General features: G+C 75.9%; 2 protein-coding genes. Both read right to left on the reverse strand.

Annotated elements, in window-relative coordinates:
* A partial coding sequence (locus ACWERV_RS35245; RefSeq protein WP_452940848.1) for an SDR family NAD(P)-dependent oxidoreductase occupies positions 1 to 11,672 on the reverse strand: 11,672 nt, incomplete at its 3' end.
* 159 nt (positions 11,673 to 11,831) lie between these two features.
* On the reverse strand, positions 11,832 to 19,328 hold the full coding sequence (locus ACWERV_RS35250; protein WP_452940850.1) for an SDR family NAD(P)-dependent oxidoreductase: 7,497 nt from the start codon (positions 19,326 to 19,328) through the stop codon (positions 11,832 to 11,834).
* Between the last annotated feature and the right edge of the window lie 199 nt (positions 19,329 to 19,527).

The following is a 19,527-nucleotide window of genomic DNA, read 5'->3' on the forward strand; positions in this document are numbered from 1 at the left end:
GTCACGGCGCTTCGCCCGAGCGCTCCAGGTCGAGGGCCACCGCCCGCACCGCGTCCGCGATGGGCGTCAGCTTGCGGGGCCATCGGCGGCAGCGCCTCTGCGGGTCCGCCCGCCACCGCCGCGAGGTCGAACTCGGCGGCGACCACGTGCGGTTCACCCGCGGCGAGCGCCGCGTCGAAGAGCGCGAGGGCCTTCCCGGTGGCGAGCGGGGTGACGCCCGTACGGGTCATCCGGGCGAGGTCGGTCGCGGTGAGCTTGCCGGTCAGGGCGCTGGTGGTCGCCCACAGGCCCCAGGCGACCGAGGTGGCGGGGCGGTCGCCGGTGCGGCGGGCGGCGAGGGCGTCGAGGTAGGCGTTGGCGGCGGCATAGTTGGCCTGCCCCGGGTTGCCGAGGGTGCCGGCGACGGAGGAGTAGACGGCGAAGAAGGCGAGCGGCAGCCGCGCGGTGGCCTGCCGCAGGACCGCCGCAGCGGTGGCCTTCGGGGCCCAGACCCGGCCCAGCGCCTCGGCGGTCTGGGCGGTGAGCACGCCGTCCTCCGTGACCCCGGCGGTGTGCACGACGCCGGTGAGGGGGTGGTCGGGGTCGATGCCTTCGACGAGTGTGCGTACGGCGTGGGGGTCGGTGGCGTCGGTGGCGGTGATGTGGACGGTGGCGCCGAGGTCGCGCAGTCGCGTGGTGAGTTCGGTGGCTCCGGGTGCGTGGGGTCCGCGTCGGCTGGTGAGGTGGAGGTGGGTGATGTTCCAGGTGGTGACGAGGTGTTCGGCCAGTAGTGCGCCGAGGGTGCCGGTGCCGCCGGTGATCAGGACGGTGCCGTCCGGGTTCAGCGCGGGCGGGACGGTGAGGACGAGTTTGCCGGTGTGCCTGGCCTGGCTCATGTGCCGAAGTGCCTGCCGGGCCCGGTCCAGCGGCCAGGTCGTGACCGGCGGGGGCGTCAGCGCGCCCTGCGCGAAGAGCCCGGCGAGGGTGCGGAGCATGGCGGCGATCCGGACCGGTCCCGCATGGCCCACCAGGTCGTAGGCCTCGTACCGGATGCCGGGGTGGGCCGCGGTGACCTGCTCGGGGTCGCGGATGTCGGTCTTGCCCATCTCCAGGAAGCGCCCGCCCGCGCCGAGCAGCCGCAGCGAGGCGTCGGTGAAGTCCCCGGCTAGGCAGTTGAGAACGACGTCCACGCTCCCGGCGCTCTCCCGGAAGGCCGCTTCGAAGTCGAGGTCGCGGGAGGACGCCCGGTGGGCGGCGTCGATGCCCATCGCCTCAAGCGCCTTGTGCTTGGCGGGACTTGCGGTCGCGTAGACCTCGGCGCCGAGATGCCGCGCGATCTGCACGGCCGCCGTGCCCACGCCGCCGGTGGCGGCGTGGACGAGGACGCGCTCGCCCGCGGCGAGACCGCCCAGCTCCACCAGGCCGTACCACGCCGTCAGGAACGCGATCGGCACGGCGGCCGCCTGCGCGTCCGTCCAGCCGGACGGTACGGCGACGAGCGAGCGCGAGTCGGCCACCGTGACGGGCCCGAACGCGCCCTCGAACAGGCCGAGTACGCGGTCGCCGGGCGCCACCGACGTCACGTCCGGCGCCGTCTCCAGCACCACCGCCGCGCCCTCGCCGCCCAGCCCGCGCCGGTCGGGCACGACGCCGAAAGTCACCATCACGTCGCGGAAGTTGACGCCCGCCGCGCGCACGCCGATCCGCACCTGACCCGGGCCCAGCGGCTCCAGCGCCTCCGGGCGTTCCTCCGCGACCAGGTCGTCGACCGTTCCCGTCTGCTCCTCGGCCACGACGAGCTGCCACGCCGGGGCCTTCACGGGCAGCGCGATCCCGGCCGCCTCCCGCGTCTCCACCAGCCGCGGCACCAGGGCCGTACCGCCACGCAGCGCCACCTGCCCCTCGTCCGCCGCGAAGGCCGCGCCCAGCAGGGCGACGAGGCCGGGCGCCGGATCGGTGTCGTCCAGGTCGAGGAGGGCGAAGCGGTCCGGGTGCTCGGACTGCGCGCTGCGCACCAGCCCCCACACGGCCGCCGTCGCGGGATCGACGACCCCGCCGTCCGGTCCCTCCGTACCCGGCTCCACCGCCGCGGTGCCGTGCCGTGTGACGACCACCAGCCGCGACCCGGCGAAGCGCGGCTCGGCCAGCCACTCCTGCGCGGCCGTCAGCACATCGGCCGTCGGCCCGGCGTCGTCCCCCTCCGCCCGCGGCGTGTGGCGCAGCACGACGGACGGTACGGGCGCGCCGCCGTCGAGGGCCGCGACGAGCGCCCCGAGGTCGGGGTGGCGGGCGGCTGCGGGAAGCGCCTCGGCGTACGTACCGTCGTCGCCGACGAGTGCCCAGTCGGTGTCCGGCACGGCTACGGGCGGCAGCGGCAGGGGCGTCCAGTGCACGCGGTGGAGCCCGTCGCCCCGGCCGCGCGGGACGTGCAGGCGGGCGGTGTCCACCGGGCGGCTGGTGAGGGCGTCGGCGGTGAGCACCGGGCGGCCGGCGGCGTCGCTGAGGACGACTCGGTATTCGTCGTCGCCGCGCGGCGTGATGCGGACCCGCACATCGGTAGCGCCCGTGGCGTGCAGGACGACCCCGCTCCAGCTGAAGGGGAGCCAGATCTCGCCCGCGGGCTTCCCCGCGGTCGCGATGAGGGGGTGGAGGGCGGCGTCGAGGAGTGCGGGGTGGACGGTGTGCGCGTCCGTGTCGGCCGGGGGGAGGGTGACCTCGGCGAGGAGGTCGTCGCCGTGTCGCCAGAGGGTGTGCAGGCCCTGGAAGGTGGGGCCGTAGTGGTAGCCCTGGGAGGTGGCCCGGTCGTAGAAGCCGGTGAGGTCGACGGGCTGGGCGCCGGGGGGTGGCCAAGTGGCGTCGTCGGGCTCGGGCTCGGGCTCGTCGGCTTGGGCAGCGAGGGTGGCGGTGGCGTGCCGTGTCCACTGAGCCGCCGGTTCGGACGGCGGGCGCGTGTAGACGTCCAGCGTGCGGCGGCCGTTCTCGTCGGCGGGACCCACGATGAGCTGGAGCGGCAGCGCCTGCTCGGGGTGCAGGGCCAGCGGCTGCTGGAGGACGAGTTCCGCCAGGTGGGGCGAGGCGGTGTGCTGGGCCGCGGACAGCGCGAGATCGACGAGTGCGGTGCCCGGCAGCAGCGCGGCCCCGGCCACCGTGTGCTCGCCGGTCCACCCCTCGCTGTCGGCCGCGGGCACCTGCCCGGTCAGCAGCAGGCCGCCGTCCGCGAGCGGGGCGAGGGCGCGGAGGAGGGGGTGACCGAGGGCGGTGCCACCTGGGGCGGCGGGCACGCTGCGGTCGGGGGTGAGCCAGTAGGGCTGGTGTTGGAAGGGGTAGGTGGGGAGGTCGGTGGGGGTGCTGTTTTTGGGGTACCAGGGTGTCCAGTTGAGGAGGTGGTGGGTGGTGTGGAGGGTGGCGAGGGTGTGGGCGAGGGTGTGGGTGTCGGGTTGTTTGCCGGTGAGGGTGGGGTGTGCGGTGGTGTCGGGGAGGGTGTGGTGGACGGCTGTGGTGAGGACGGGGGTGGGTCCGATTTCGAGGAAGAGGGTGGTGTGGGGGGCGAGGTGGGTGAGGGTCTGGTGGAAGTGGACGGGTTGGCGGATGTGCTGGGCCCAGTAGGCCGGGGTGGTGATGTCTTGTCCTGCGGGTTGGCCGGTGAGGTTGCTGATGAGGGGGATGCGGGGGGTGTGGAAGTCCAGGTGGGTGATGGCTTGGGTGAAGGGTTCGAGGACGGGGTCCATGAGGGGGGAGTGGAAGGCGTGCGAGACCTGGAGGACACGCGCCTTACGCCCCCGCTCCTTCCATTCCGCCGCGAGGGCTTTCACGAGGGCTGCCGGACCTGAGATCACCGTGCTCGTCGGTGTGTTGTACGCGGCCACGCCGACTTCGCCCCCGTGAGCGGAGAGGAGGGCGGCGGCTTCCTCGGGCGTGGCCTCCAGCGCGGCCATGGCGCCGCCGGGGGGCAGGTCGCCCATGAGGGTGGCGCGGGTGGCGACGAGGTGGGCGGCGTGTTCCAGGGTGAGGACGCCTGCGATGTGGGCGGCGGTGACCTCGCCGATGGAGTGCCCGGCGACGGCGTCGGGCCTCAGCCCCATGGTGCTCAGGAGTTTTGCCAGGGCGATCTGGAGGGCGAAGAGTCCGGCCTGGGTGTAGGTGGTGTGGTCGAGGAGTTCTGCGTGCTCGGGGTCGAACACCACGTCGCGCAGGGGGTGGTGGAGGTGGGGGTCGAGGAGGGTGCAGACCTCGTCGAAGGCGTCGGCGAAGACGGGGAAGCGGGCGTGGAGTTCGGCTCCCATGCCGCTGCGCTGGCTGCCCTGCCCGGAGAACAGCCACACCGTCCGCCCGGGTGCGGCTGTTCCGGTCACCAGCCCCGCGTGCGGCAGGCCACCGGCCAGTGCCTCCAGCGCGGCGGCGAAGTCCGCACGGTTCCGCCCGAGGACGACGGCGCGGCGTTCGAAGACCGCCCGGGTCGTCGCGAGCGCCCGCCCGACCGCTGCCGTGTCCGGTGACGTGCCGTCCGCCGCGAGGTGCCGGCCGAGCGCCGCGGCTGTGGCGTGCAGTGCTTCGTCCGTGCGGGCCGAGACCGGCCACGGGACGAGTTCCCCGCTCCCGTCGGCTCCCGGCGCGAACTCCGGCTCCGCGTCCCCCTGTTCGAGGACGAGATGGGCGTTGGTGCCCGAGGCGCCGAACGAGGAGACGGCGGCGCGGCGCGGGCGTCCGGTGGCGGGCCAGTCCACGGCCTGCGTGAGCAGTTCGACGCCGCCGGTCCATTCCACGTGCGGTGTCGGTTCGTCGACATGGAGACTCGCGGGCAGTCGCCCGTGCCGCATGGCCATGACCATCTTGATGACCCCGGCGACACCCGCGGCGGCCTGCGTGTGGCCGATGTTGGACTTGATCGAGCCCAGCAGCAGAGGCTGTTCGCGCTCCTGCCCGTAGGTGGCCATGACCGCCTGCGCCTCGATCGGGTCGCCGAGCTTCGTGCCCGTGCCGTGCGCCTCGACGGCGTCCACGTCGGACGGTCGCAGACCCGCCGCCGCGAGGGCCTGGCGGATGACGCGCTGCTGGGAGGGGCCGTTGGGGGCGGTCAGGCCGTTGCTGGCGCCGTCCTGGTTGACGGCCGAGCCGCGCAGCAGCGCCAGGACGCGGTGGCCGTTGCGCCGCGCGTCCGACAGGCGCTCCAGCAGGACGAGTCCGGCGCCGTCGCCGAAGCCGGTGCCGTCGGCGGCCGCCGCGAAGGGCTTGCAGCGCCCGTCGGGCGCGAGGCCGCGCTGCCGGGAGAAGCCCGTGAAGACGTCCGGCGTGGCGAGGACGGTCACCCCGCCCGCGAGCGCGAGGTCGCACTCGCCCTGCCGCAGCGCCTGCGCCGCCAGGTGGATGGTGACGAGCGAGGACGAGCACGCGGTGTCGACGGTGACGGCCGGGCCCTGGAGCCCGAGGGTGTACGCGATCCGGCCCGCGATGATGCTGCTGGTCCCGGCCAGGTTGCCGTAACCGTCCAGGCGCGGGTCGCCGGGCGGCAGACCGGTGCCGTAGTCGTGGTACATGACGCCCGTGTAGACGCCGGTCAGACTGTCCTTGAGGCTCGTCGGGTCGATATGGGCGCGCTCCAGCACCTCCCACGCCGTCTCCAGGATCACCCGCTGCTGCGGGTCCATGGCCAGGGCCTCACGCGGGTTGATGCCGAAGAAGGCCGCGTCGAAACCGTCGGCGTCGTAGAGGAACGAGCCCTGCGACGCGTAACTCGTCCCCGGGTGGTCGGGGTCGGGGTGGAAGAGGGTGTCCAGGTCCCAGCCGCGGTTCGTGGGGAAGGGGCCCAGCACCTCGCGGCCCGCCGCGACCAGGTCCCACAGGTCCTCCGGCGAGGTCACCCCGCCCGGGAAGCGGCACGCCATCGCCACCACCGCGATCGGGTCCTCGGCCGTACGGGCGGCGGGCCGGACCGGGGCCCGTACCGCGGCGGCCGTCCCGGCGGACAGGCGCGCGGCCAGTTCGTCGGCGAGGGCCTGTGGGGTGGGGTGGTCGAAGACCAGGGTCGCGGGCAGCCGCAGGCCCGTCGCCGTCGCGAGCCGGTTGCGCAGCTCCACCGCTGTGAGCGAGTCGAAGCCCAGCTCCTTGAAGGCGGTGCCGTCGCGCACGGCGGTCTCCGAGGAGTGGCCCAGCACGACGGCCGCGGTCCTGCGCACCGTCGAGAGCAGCAGTGCCCGCTGCTCCGCCGCGTCCAGACCGGCCAGTTGCCCGGTCAGCGCGGGGCCCGCGGTCCCGTCGAGGTCCGCGGCGCGGCGCCGGGCCGGGCGGGCCAGCGCGCGCAGCACCGCCGGGCCGTCCGGTCCGAGCCGCCCCGTGTCGAGGTCGGCGGCCACCACCACCGGGTGGGCGGTGCGCAGCGCGGCGTCGAAGAGCCGCAGCCCGTGCGCGGTCGCCAGCGGGCGCATGCCGAGCGAGCCGAGCCGGGACATGCCCGCCCCCGTGAGGTGCCCGGTCATGGCCGAGGTCTGCTCCCACAGCGACCACGCGATGCCCGTGCCCGGCAGCCCCGCCGCGCGCCGCCGCTCCACGAGGGCGTCCGTCCACGCGTTGGCGGCGGCGTATCCGGCCTGCCCGGCGTTGCCGACGACGCCGGAGGCCGAGGAGAAGACCGCGAAGAGCCGCAGCGGCGCCGTACGGGTCAGGTCGTCCAGATGCCGCGCCGCGGTGGCCTTCGGCGCCCACACCCGGGCCAGACGCGCGGCGTCCCAGGACTCCACGAGGGCGTCGTCGATCACGCCCGCGGCGTGCACGACGCCGATCAGCGGACGGTCGTCCGGGACCGCGCCGAGGACGCGGGCGAGCGCCGCCCGGTCGGCGACATCGACCGCCACGGCCTCGGCCCCGGCCCCCGACTCCGCGATACGGGCCAGCAGTTCGGCCGCCCCCGGCGCGTCGGCGCCGCGCCGCGAGAGCAGCAGCAGGTGCCGGGCGCCGTACGTGCGCGCCAGGTGCTCGGCGATCACCCCGCCCAGCACGCCGGTCCCGCCCGACACCACCACGGTGCCGCCGGACAGGTCCACCGGGCCGTCCGCCGCCGGGGCGGCCGTACGGACCAGGCGCGGGACGAGCGTTTCGCCCGCGCGCAGGGCCGCCTGCGGCTCGTCGGACTGCGCGCACGCCCGTACGGCGGCGGCCAGGCCGTCGTCGTCCGCCGCCAGGTCCACGAGGGCGACGCGCCCCGGGTGTTCGGCCTGCACCGCGCGCACCAGACCCCACACCGCGGCGCCGCCCGGCTCCGCGGCCGGATCGCCCTCACCCGTCGCGACCGCCCCCCGGGTCACCAGCACCAGCCGCGAGCCCTCCCAGCGGTCCTCGGCCAGCCACGCCTGGACCAGGGCCAGCACGCCTTCCGCGGCCCCCGGCCCGCCGTCCGCGTCCTCCGGGACACGGTGAAGGACGAGCCGCGGCAGCTCGGCGCCCGCGTCCACGGCGGCGAGCAGCGCACCGAGGTCGCGGTGGACGCCGGGGGCGTGCACCGCCCGTGCGCGCGTACCGGCGGCGGTGCCCGTGCCGGGGCCGGTGTTGTTGTCCGGGTCGTTCACCGCCGGTACGCCCGCGCCCGTGACAGGATCCGTGCCGGGGCCCGCGGTGCCGTCCGGGTCGTTCGCCGCGCGTGCGTCCGCACCGGCCGCAGCGTCCGTGCCGGGCCCCGCGTGGCCCGGCACGGTGCCGTCCGGGGCGGTGGCGTCGGGTTCGGGGCCGGAGGCCGTGGCGCCGGCGCGTGCGGGCGCGCCGGGAGTGGCGGGAGTGGCGGGGGTGCGCGCGGGCCGGGGGGCCCGCACCGCGTCCTGGCCGGTGTCGCCGTTCGCCGTGTTCGCAGGGGCCGCGTTCGCCGTGCCCGCGGCGTCCGCGTTCGCCGTCCACGGATCGTCGTGGTCCGCCGGAAGCGGCCCGTGGGCAGCGGCGCCCACCTCGGCCCAGGACGTCTCCGGTGCGGTCTCCTCCGCCGCCGCAGGCAGCGGCGTCCATTCCACCGCGAAGAGTCCCTCCACCGCCCGCTCGCCCGCCGCCCGCAACTCCGCGGCCCGCGCGGGCCGTACGGCGACGCACTCGGCGGACAGCACCGAGGCGCCCGTGGGGTCGGTGAGGGTGAGGCGGCGTCCGCCGGGGGCGGGGGAGAGGCGGACGCGGACGCGCCGCGCGCCCGTCGCCCACACCGTCACACCGCTCCAGGCGAAGGGCAGCCACACCTCGCCGGGTCCGGCCGCCGGGCGGCCCTCCGGGGCGAGCAGCGCCGGGTGCAGGGCCGCGTCCAGCAGCGCCGGGTGGATGCCGAAGCGGTCGGCGCCCTCCCCGGCGGCCTCGGGGAGCAGGGCCTCGCCCAGCAGGTCGTGGCCGTCCCGCCAGGCCGCCGTCAGGCCGCGGAAGGCGGGACCGTAGCCGTAACCGTCCGCGGCGGCCCGCCCGTAGAGGCCTGCGACGTCCAGCGGCTGCGCGGTCGGCGGCGGCCACGCGCCCGCCGGGTCCGGCGCGGGGGCGGGCTCGGCCGCGGGTGCGAGGGTGCCCTCGGCGTGCCGCACCCAGGCGTCGGGCGCGGGCGTGTCGGCGCCGTCCTGGCAGGTGTGCACCTCGACGGTGCGCCGCCCCGCGGTGTCGGCGGGGCCCGCGGTCACGCGTACCCGCAGCGCACCCGCCTCCGGCAGCACGACCGGCACCTGGAGCGCGAGGTCCTCGACCCCGCCGCACCCGGCCTCGTGGGCGGCCTGGAGCGCCCACTCGACGAGCGCGGCGCCCGGGAGCAGGGCGGTGCCGCCGACCGCGTGGTCGGCGAGCCAGCCGGAGCCGGGGCCGCCGCGCAGCCGTCCGGTCAGCACCAGCCCGCCGTCCGGCAGCGGCACCGCGGCGGGCAGCAGCGGGTGGTCCACCGTGCGGACCCCGGCGGCGGACACGTCCCCCGTCCCGGCCGTCCCGGCGGGCACCCAGTAGCGGCGCCGCTGGAAGGGATAGGTGGGCAGGGCGACGGGACGCCCCGGCCGGGCGTCCCCGCCCAGCCACGCGCGCCAGTCGACGTCCAGGCCGGACGTGTGCGCCTCCGCGAGCGCGACGGCGAGCTGCCGTTCACCGCCGTTGTCGCGCCGCAGGGTTGCCAGCGCGGTGGCGGCCGTCCCGGCGTCCTCGAAGATCTCCTGGAGGCTCGACGCCAGCACCGGGTGCGGGTTGCACTGGACGAAGGTGCGGTAGCCGTCGGCCAGCAGCCGGGCCACGGTGTCGGCGAAACGGACCGGGCGGCGCAGGTTGTCGAACCAGTAGCCGGTGTCCAGCGCGGTGGTGCCGAGCCGCTCCGCGGTGACGGTGGAGTAGAAGGCGACAGCCGACTCGGCGGGCGTCACGCCGTTCAGCGCCGACATGATGTCGTCGCGGACGCGGTCCACGTGCGGGCCGTGGGAGGCGTACTCGACGTCGATCGTCCGGGTGCGTGCGCCGCGCTCCTCCGCCCCGGCCAGCACTGCGGCCACACCCGCGGGCGGGCCCGAGACCACGGTGGAGCGCGGCCCGTTGACGGCGGCGACGGCGACGTCCGCGGCGGCCGGGCCCAGGGCGGCGATCAGCTCCCCGGTGTCCCGCGCGCCGAGCGTGAGCGACGCCATCGCGCCGTGCCCGATGAGCGGGCCGAGCGCCCGGCCGCGCAGCGCGATGATCCGCGCCGCGTCGTCCAGGCCCAGCGCCCCGGCCACGCACGCCGCGGCGACCTCGCCCTGGGAGTGCCCGACGACGGCCGCCGGGGTGACGCCGAAGCTCTGCCACACTGCGGCCAGCGAGACGTGCATGGCCCACAGCGCGGGCTGGATGACGTCCTCGCGGTGCGGGGCCCCTGCCGTGCCCGCGCCGCGCAGCACATCGGTCAGCGACCAGTCGACGTACGGCGCGAGCGCCCGCTCGCACTCCGCGACCCGGGCGGCGAAGACCGGTGAGCAGTCGAGGAGTTCGCGGCCCATACCGGGCCACTGGGCGCCCTGGCCGGGGAAGACGAGGACCGGGCCGGGGCCGGTGGCACCGGCCGTGCCCGTCACGACCGCCGGGTCGGGCTCGCCCGCGGCCAACCGGGCGAGCCCGGCGCGCAGTTCCGCCCGGTCGGCGCCGAGCACGACGGCACGCTGTTCGAACCGGGCCCGCCCGGTGGCGAGCACCCGGCCGGCCACGGCCACGTCCTCCTCGCACCCGGCGAGGTTGCGCGCCTGCTCCGTCAGCGCGGCGGCGTCCCGCGCGGACAGCACCCACGGCACCAGCGTGCTCCGCACCGCCGCCGGGGCCGCGGCGGCGTCCGCACCGGCCGGGTCCTCGTCCGGCGCGGCCGGCTCGGGGGCCTCCTCCACGATCAGATGCGCGTTGGTGCCCGAGACGCCGAACGACGACACCCCGGCGCGCCGCGGGTGGTCGGTGCGCGGCCACTCCACCGGCTCGGTCACCAGCCGAACGGCCCCCGACGTCCAGTCCACGTGCGGGGTCGGAGCGTCGACGTGCAGCGTCGCCGGGAAGACGCCGTGCCGGATCGCCATCACCGTCTTGATGACGCCCGCCACGCCCGCGGCGGCCTGCGTGTGCCCGATGTTGGACTTGACCGAGCCGAGCAGCAGTGGCCGGTCCGCGGGCCGCTGCGTCCCGTAGGTCGCGTGCAGCGCGTCCGCCTCGATCGGGTCGCCGAGCCGGGTGCCCGTGCCGTGCGCCTCCACCGCGTCCACCTCGGCGGACGACAGGCCCGCGGAGACCAGCGCCTGGCGGATGACGCGCTGCTGGGACGGGCCGTTGGGCGCGGTGATGCCGTTGCTCGCGCCGTCCTGGTTGACGGCGGAGCCGCGGACGACGGCGAGCACCGGGTGGCCGTTGCGGCGGGCGTCGGAGAGGCGTTCGAGCAGGACGAGCCCGGCGCCCTCGCCCCAGCCGGTGCCGTCGGCGGCCGCCGCGAAGGGCTTGCAGCGGCCGTCCGCGGACAGCGCGCGCTGCCGCGCGAAACCGGTGAAGACCGCGGGCGTCGCCATGATCGTCACCCCGCCCGCCACAGCGAGCGAGCACTCGCCGCGGCGCAGCGCCTGCATCCCCAGATGCATCGCCACCAGCGACGCGGAGCACGCCGTCTCCACCGTCAGCGCCGGGCCTTCGAGACCGAAGGTGTACGACAGGCGCCCCGACAGCATGCTCGGCGCCGCGCCCGCGTAGCCCTCGGACTCCTTGAGCACGGGGGCGCCCGACGTCGTCGTGCCGATGGTCGCCGCCCCGACGAAGACGCCGGTACGGCTGCCGCGCAGGCCCGTCGCGTCCAGGTTCGCGCGCTCGAACAGCTCCCAGGCCACCTCCAGCAGCTTGCGCTGCTGCGGATCGACGGCCAGCGCCTCGCGCGGGCTGATCCCGAAGAAGCCCGCGTCGAACCGGTCGGCGTCGTGCAGGAAGCCGCCCTCCCGGGTGTACGTCGTCCCCGGGTGGTCCGGGTCCGGGTGGTACAGCCCCGCCAGGTCCCAGCCGCGGTCGGCGGGGAAGGGCCCGACCGCGTCCCCGCCGCCGGCCACCAGCTCCCACAGCTCCTCCGGCGACGCCACCCCGCCGGGGAAACGGCAGGACATCGCGACGATCGCGACCGGCTCGCGGTCCCGGTCCTCCACCTCGCGCAGCCGCCGCCGCGTGTCGTGCAGATCCGTCGCCACACGCTTGAGGTAGTCGACAAGCCTCTGGTCGTCGGGCATGGTCGGTCACGGCCTCCACACGTGTCGGGGCGGGCGGTGTCGGTGCGGGTGCCGCGGCAGCGGCGGTGCGGTGCTCGGTCCCCCGCGCCGCGGTCCTGCTCCTGGTCCTGGTCGCTGGTGCTGGTCCCGGTCGTTGTTGCTGGTGCTGTGTGCCGGGCGTCAGGAGGCGCCCAGCTCCCGGTCGATGAACGCCAGCACCTCGTCGGTGCCGGCCAGCGCGAGCCGGTCGGCCGCGCTGTCCTCGGCCGGCGGCGCGGACGCCGCCTTCCATTGCGCCAGCAGCCCCTCAAGCCGACCTGTCACCGCCCGCGCGTCCGCCTCGGGCAGCTCCAGCGCCGCGAGCGCGCCTTCCAGCCGCGCCAGCTCGCCGAGCACCGCGTCCGCACCGCTCCGCGCGGCCGAGGAGCCGTCCGGCAGAAGCCGTTCGAGCAGGTGGTCGGCCAGCGCCCCCGCCGAGGGGAAGTCGAAGACGAGCGCCGCCGGCAGCCGCAGCCCGGTCGCCGCCGAGAGCCGGTTGCGCAGCTCCACACCCGTCAGCGAGTCGAAGCCGAGATCCGTGAACGGTGTCTGCTCCAGCACCCCTTCGGCGTCGGCGTGCCCGAGCACCGTCGCGACATTGGTGCGCACCAGCGCCAGCAGCTGCTGACGCCGGTCGGCCGCGGGGAGCCCGGCCAGCCGCCCCGCCCAGTCGTCGGGCTGCTGCTGCGCCGCGGCCGCCCGTCGGGTGGCCCCGCCCGGCCGCGCGGCCAGTCCGCGCATCGCCGCGGGCAGCGTGCCCGCGGGCTGCGCGGCGAGCGCGGGGACGTCCAGGCCGACGGCCGCGAGCTGCGGGCTGCCGTGCTCCAGGGCGGCGTCGAAGAGCGCGAGGGCCTTCTCGGCGGACAGCGGTGTGACCCCGGTGCGGGCCATACGGGCGAGGTCCGCCTCGCCGAGCTTGCCGGTGATGCTGCTCGCCGCGGCCCACAGGCCCCAGGCGATCGAGGTGGTGGGGTGGCCGGTGGGGTCGGTGGCGAGGGCGTCGAGGTAGGCGTTGGCGGCGGCGTAGTTGGCCTGCCCCGGGTTGCCGAGGGTGGCCGAGACGGACGAGAAGTGGGCGACGAAGGCCAGCGGGAGGTGCCGCGTGGCGCGGTGGACGGTGGCGGCGGTGGTGGCCTTGGCCGTCCAGACCTCGGCGAGGGTCTGCGGGGTCTGGGCGGTGAGGACGGCGTCGTGGGTCGTGCCCGCGGTGTGGATGACGCCGGTGAGGGGGTGGTCGGGGTCGATGCCGTCGACGAGTGCGCGTACGGCGTGGGCGTCGGTGGCGTCGGTGGCGGTGATGTGGACGGTGGCGCCGAGGTTCTGGAGTCGCTTGGTGAGTTCGGTGGCTCCGGGTGCGTGGGGTCCGCGTCGGCTGGTGAGGTGGAGGTGGGTGATGTTCCAGGTGGTGACGAGGTGTTCGGCCAGCAGCGCGCCGAGGGTGCCGGTGCCGCCGGTGATCAGGACGGTGCCGTCGCGGTCGAGGGCGGGGGGCACGGTGAGGACGATCTTGCCGGTGTGCTTGGCCTGGCTCATGTGCCGCAGCGCGTGCCGGGCCTGCGCCAGCGGCCAAGTCGTGACCGGCGGCAGCGTCAGCGCCCCGCGCTCGAACAGCTCCACCAGCGTGCCGAGCATGCGTGCCACCCGCTCCGGACCCGCGTCCGAGACCAGGTCGTACACCCGGTAGTCCACCGCCCCGAAGTCCTTCGCCACCTGCTCGGGGTCGCGGATGTCGGTCTTGCCCATCTCCAGGAAGCGCCCGCCCTCGCCGAGCAGCCGCAGCGACGCGTCGATGTACGCGTCCGCGAGACTGTTGAGGACGACGTCCATGCTTCCGGCGCTCTCCCGGAAGGTCGCCTCGAAGTCGAGGTCGCGGGAGGACGCGCGGTGGGCGGCGTCGATGCCCATCGCCTCAAGCACCTTGTGCTTGGCCGGACTTGCCGTCGCGTAGACCTCAGCGCCGAGGTGCCGCGCGATCTGCACGGCCGCCGTGCCGACGCCGCCTGCCGCCGCGTGGATGAGGACGCGCTCGCCCGCGGTGAGCCCGCCCAGCTCCACCAGGCCGTACCACGCCGTCAGGAAGGCCACCGGAACGGCCGCGGCGCGGGCGAAGTCCCACTCCTGCGGCATCCGCGTCACCATGTGCGCGTCGGCGACCGTGACCGGCGCGAAGGCACCGTCGAAGACACCCATCACCCGGTCGCCCGGCGCCACCGTCGTCACGTCCGGAGCCACCTCCAGCACGACGCCCGCGCCCTCGCCGCCGATCCGCGTCTGGTCCGGCACCATGCCCAGACTGATCAGCACGTCACGGAAGTTGACGCCCGCGGCCCGTACGGCGATCCGCACCCGCCCTGGTGCGAGTGGCTGTTCCGCCTCCGGGAAGGGCACCGGCGCCACCCCGTCGAGCGTCGCCGTGCCGCCCGTCCCCGCGGCGTCCAGCCGCCACGCCTCCCGGCCGAGCAACGGCACGAGCGCGTGCGAGGCGGGAGCGCGGACCAGCCGGGGTACGAGGATCCGCCCGTCGCGCAGGGCGAGTTGCGGTTCGTCGAGGACGACCGAGCGGCGCACCGCGTCGGCGATCAGCGGGTCCGCCCCGGGATCGGCGGGCAGGTCGGCGTCGGTGTCCAGGTCGAGCAGGACGAAACGGCCCGGGTGCTCCGTCTGGGCGCTGCGCACCAGACCCGCGACGGCCGCGGCGACCGGCTCGGCCGCCGACTCCTCGTCCACGGCGGCCGCACCGCGCGTCAGCACCACCAGCCGCTCGTGCTCGGCCCTCGGCTCGGCGAGCCACTCCTGGAGCAGCGTCAACACGCCTTGGACGGAGCCCAGTTCGTCGTCCCCGTGCGTGGCCGCGACCGCGTAAACCACGGAGAGGTCCGCGTCCGGCGTGCGGTCGGCGAGCGGCGCCGCGGGCGTCCAGCGGAGGGCGAACAGCCCGTCGGGTACGGCCTGCCGGGGCGCCGCGAGGCGGGCGGGGCGGGTGGTGACGGCCTCGGCGGTGAGGATCGGCCGCCCGGCGCCGTCGGTCAGGACGACACCGCGCCCGCCGTCGCCCTGCCGGCTGATCCGGACCCGCGCCTGCGTGGCGCCCGTCGCGTGCAGGGTGACCCCGTTCCAGGAGAACGGCAGCCACACGCCCTCCTGGGCGGTGTCCGTGACGGCGATGAGGGGGTGGAGGGCGGCGTCGAGAAGCGCGGGGTGGAGGGTGTGGGTGTCCGTGTCGGCGTCGGTCACGGGCAGGGAGATCTCCGCGAGGAGGTCGTCGCCGTGACGCCAGAGGGCGCTCAGGCCTTGGAAGGTGGGGCCGTAGTGGTAGCCGTCGGTGGTGGCGCGGTCGTAGAAGCCGGTGAGGTCGACGGGCTGGGCGCCGGGGGGTGGCCAGGCGGCGCTGTCGGGCTCGGGTTCGTCGAGCGGCGCCGGGGTGAGGGTCGCGGTGGCGTGCCGTACCCATTCCGCCGACTGGCCGGACGCCGGGCGGGTGTAGACGTGCACGCTGCGGGCGGCGTCGTCCTCGGGGGCGCCGACGACGACCTGCACGTCCAGCGACGCGGTCTCGTGCAGCGTGAGCGGCTGCTCCAGCAGCAGTTCCTCGACGCGCGCGCCGCCCGCCTGCTCGGCGGCCTGGAGGGCGAGCTCGAGCAGTGCGGTGCCCGGCAGCAGGACCGTCCCCGCGATGACGTGCTCGCTGAGCCAGCCGCCCTGCCCGGCGGGCGGGACGCGCCCGCTCAGCACCATCCCGCCGTCCGCGAGCGCGGCCACGGACGAGAGCACCGGGTGGTCGATCCCCGTCCCGCCGCCCGGGGCGGCCGCACCGCCGGTCCGTGCGGTGAGCCAGTAGGGCTGGTGTTGGAAGGGGTAGGTGGGGAGGTCGATGGGGGTTTTCCCGGTTGTGGGGTACCAGGGTGTCCAGTTGAGGGGGTGGTGGGTGGTGTGGAGGGTGGCGAGTGTGTGGGCGAGGGTGTGGGTGTCGGGTTGTTTGCCGGTGAGGGTGGGGTGTGCGGTGGTGTCGGGGAGGGTGTGGTGGACGGCTGTGGTGAGGACGGGGGTGGGTCCGATTTCGAGGAAGAGGGTGGTGTGGGGGGCGAGGTGGGTGAGGGTCTGGTGGAAGTGGACGGGTTGGCGGATGTGCTGGGCCCAGTAGGCCGGGGTGGTGATGTCTTGTCCTGCGGGTTGGCCGGTGAGGTTGCTGATGAGGGGGATGCGGGGGGTGTGGAAGTCCAGGTGGGTGATGGCTTGGGTGAAGGGTTCGAGGACGGGGTCCATGAGGGGGGAGTGGAAGGCGTGCGAGACCTGGAGGACGCGCGCTTTACGTCCCTGCTCCTTCCACTCTTCGACGGCGGCGGCGATCTGCTCGGCGGGGCCGGAGAGCACGGTGTTGACCGGGGTGTTGAACGCGGCGACGGACAGCCCGGGGTGATCCGCGAGCGTCGCGGCGAGCTCCTCCGCCCCCGCGTTGACGGTCGCCATGGCGCCGCCGGAGGGTAGGTCGCCCATGAGGGTGGCGCGGGTGGCGACGAGGTGGGCGGCGTGTTCCAGGGTGAGGACGCCTGCGATGTGGGCGGCGGTGATTTCGCCGATGGAGTGTCCGGCGACGGCGTCGGGCCTCAGTCCCATGGTGGTGAGGAGTTTGGCGAGGGCGATTTGGAGGGCGAAGAGTCCGGCCTGTGTGTAGGTGGTGTGGTCGAGGAGTTCGGCGTGGGCGGGGTCGAACACCACGTCGCGCAGGGGGTGGTGGAGGTGCGGGTCCAGGAGGGCGCAGACCTCGTCGAAGGCTTCGGCGAAGACGGGGAAGCGTGCGTGGAGTTCGGCGCCCATGCCGCTGCGCTGGCTGCCCTGCCCGGAGAACAGCCACACCGTCCCCCCGGACGTCACAGCACCCGCCGCCGTCACCAGCCCCGCGTGCGGCAGGCCACCGGCCAGAGCCTCCAGCGCGGCGGCGAAGTCCGCACGGTCCCGCCCGAGCAGCACGGCCCGCTGTTCGAAGGTGGCCCGTGTGGTGGCCAGCGCCCGCCCCACGTCCGCCACCGGCGCCTGCGCGCCGGCCGCCTCCAGCCATCCGCCGATCGAGGTCGCCTGGTCTCGCAGTGCCTGCGGGTCGCGGCCCGACAGCACCCACGGCACGAGTTCCCCGGTTCCGTCCGCCCCGGGTGTGAACTCCGGTTCGGCGGGGGCCTGTTCGAGGACGAGGTGGGCGTTGGTGCCCGAGGCGCCGAAGGACGAGATGCCGACGCGCCGCGGGCGGCCGGTCTCCGGCCAGTCGATCGTGTCCGTGAGCAGCTCCACGGCTCCGCTGCTCCAGTCGATGTGCGGGCTGGGCGCGTCGATGTGCAGGCTCGCGGGGAGGCGCCCGTGCCGCATGGCCATGATCATCTTGATGACGCCCGCGATGCCCGCGGCGGCCTGCGTGTGGCCGATGTTGGACTTGACCGAGCCGAGCAGCAGCGGCCGCTCGTCCGGCCGGTCCTGCCCGTAGGTCGCGAGGATCGCCTGCGCCTCGATCGGGTCGCCGAGCCGCGTGCCGGTGCCGTGCGCCTCGACGGCGTCCACGTCGGCGGCGGTCAGGCCCGCGGTGGCCAGGGCCTGGGCGATGACGCGCTGCTGGGAGGGGCCGTTGGGGGCGGTCAGGCCGTTGCTGGCGCCGTCCTGGTTGACGGCCGAGCCGCGGATCACGGCGTGCACGCGGTGGCCGTTGCGCCGCGCGTCCGACAGCCGCTCCAGGACGACGAGCCCGGCCCCGTCGCTCAGCCCCGTACCGTCCGCCGCGGCGGCGAAGGGCTTGCAGCGGCCGTCCGGCGCGAGGCCGCCCTGCCGGGAGAAGCCGGTGAAGGCGTCGGGGGTGGACATGACGGTCACGCCGCCCGCGAGCGCGAGGTCGCACTCGCCCTGCCGCAGCGCCTGCGCGGCCAGGTGCATCGAGACCAGTGAGGACGAGCACGCGGTGTCGACGGTGACCGCCGGGCCCTGGAGCCCGAGGGTGTACGCGACCCGGCCGGAGATCATGCTGCCGATGCCGGAGAGCATCGTGTAGCCGTCCAGCCGCGGGTCGCCGGGCGCCAGGCCCGCCGCGTAGTCGTGGTAGATGACGCCCGTGTAGACACCGGTCAGGCTGTCCTTGAGCGTGTGCGGGTTGATGCGGGCGCGCTCCAGGGCCTCCCACGCGGTCTCCAGCACGATCCGCTGCTGCGGGTCCATGGCCAGGGCCTCGCGCGGGTTGATGCCGAAGAAGGCGGCGTCGAAACCGTCGGCGTCGTAGAGGAAGGCGCCCTGCGAGGCGTACGTGGTGCCGGGGTGCTCGCGGTCGGGGTGGAAGAGGTTGTCGAGGTCCCAGCCGCGGTTCGTCGGGAAGGGCCCGAGCACGCTGCCGCCCGCCTCCACCAGCTCCCACAGCTTCTCCGGCGAGGTCAGGCCGCCGGGGAAGCGGCAGGCCATCGCCACCACCACGATCGGGTCGTCGTCCGCGCCCCGGCGGGGCCGGAAGCGGCGCGCGGACGCGGGCGAGCCGTCCGCCTCGCCGGTCACCAGGGCGCGCAGATGGGCGGCGAGGGCCTGCGGGGTGGGGTGGTCGAAGACCAGGGTCGCGGGCAGCCGCAGCCCGGTCACGGCGGCGATCCGGTCGCGCAGCTTCACCGCCGTCAGCGAGTCGACGCCCAGTTCCTTGAACGCCGCCTCCGGCCGCACCTCCGCCTGCGACGCGTGCCCCAGCACCGCGGCGGCCGCCTGCCGCACCAGCCCGAGCAGCTCCTCGTGCTGCCCGGCCGTGTCCAGCCCGGCCAGCCGCGCGCCCAGCGCCCCTTCCGCGGGCTGCCGCGCCGCCGCCCGGCGGCGCGTGGCGCGTACGGGCCGGGGCGTCGCCGGGGGCGCGGATCCTGCGGTCTCCGGGGCGGCGTCCTCCGCCGCGGGGCGCAGCGCGACCGCGTCCGCGGTGAGGACGGGCGCGCCGTCCGGGTCGGCGACGACCAGGCCCACCGTGCGGCCGCCGTCCGCGTCCTGGTCTCCTGCCAGGACGCGCACCCGGGCGGACGTGGCGCCGGTGGCGTGCAGGGTCACGCCGATCCAGGCGAAGGGCAGCAGCACCGGCCCGTCACCGTCGAGGGCGAGGGGGTGCAGGGCCGCGTCGAGCAGGGCCGGGTGGAGGCCGAAACCGTCCTCCGCGTCCCCGCCGTCCGGCTCCGGCAGCTCCACCTCGGCGAGCAGCTCGCCGTCGTACCGCCACATCGCCCGCACCAGGCGGGGGAGGGCGCCGTGGTCGGCCTCGGCGGAGGCGTGCGGTGTGGCGAGGTCCACCGGCTCGGCCCCGGCGGGCGGCCAGGGCTGCGCGCCGGTCACGGCGTCGGGCTCCGGATCCGCCGTGGCGGGCGGGCTCAGCGTGCCCGTCGCGTGCACCGTCCAGGGGTCGTCCGGCCCGTCCCCGGCCGGCTGCGCGGCGACGCGGAAGGCGCGCCGTCCCTCGGGGCCGGGGGTGTCGAGGGTGATCTGCAGGCGCAGCGAACCGCCGGACGGGGGCACGAGGGGGGTGTGCAGGGCGAGTTCGTCGATGCCGCCCGCTCCCGCCTCGTCGGCGGCGCGAAGTGCCCACTCCACGAGGGCCGTTCCGGTCGGCAGCCCGGCGGCGTCGGCGGCCGTGAGCAGCCCGGTCACGAGCAGCCCCCCGTCCGCGAGCCCGGTAGCCGCCGACAGGTGCGGGTGTGCGACCGCGCGCAGCCCCGCCGCCCCGACGTCACCGGCCGCGGGGGCGGTACGCGGCCAGTAGTGGTGGTGTTGGAAGGGGTAGGTGGGGAGGTCGGTGGTGGGTGCGGTGGGTCCTGTGGTGTAGGTGGGGGTGAGTCCGGTGGTGTGG

This window comes from Streptomyces sp. NPDC004031 (genome assembly GCF_053604375.1).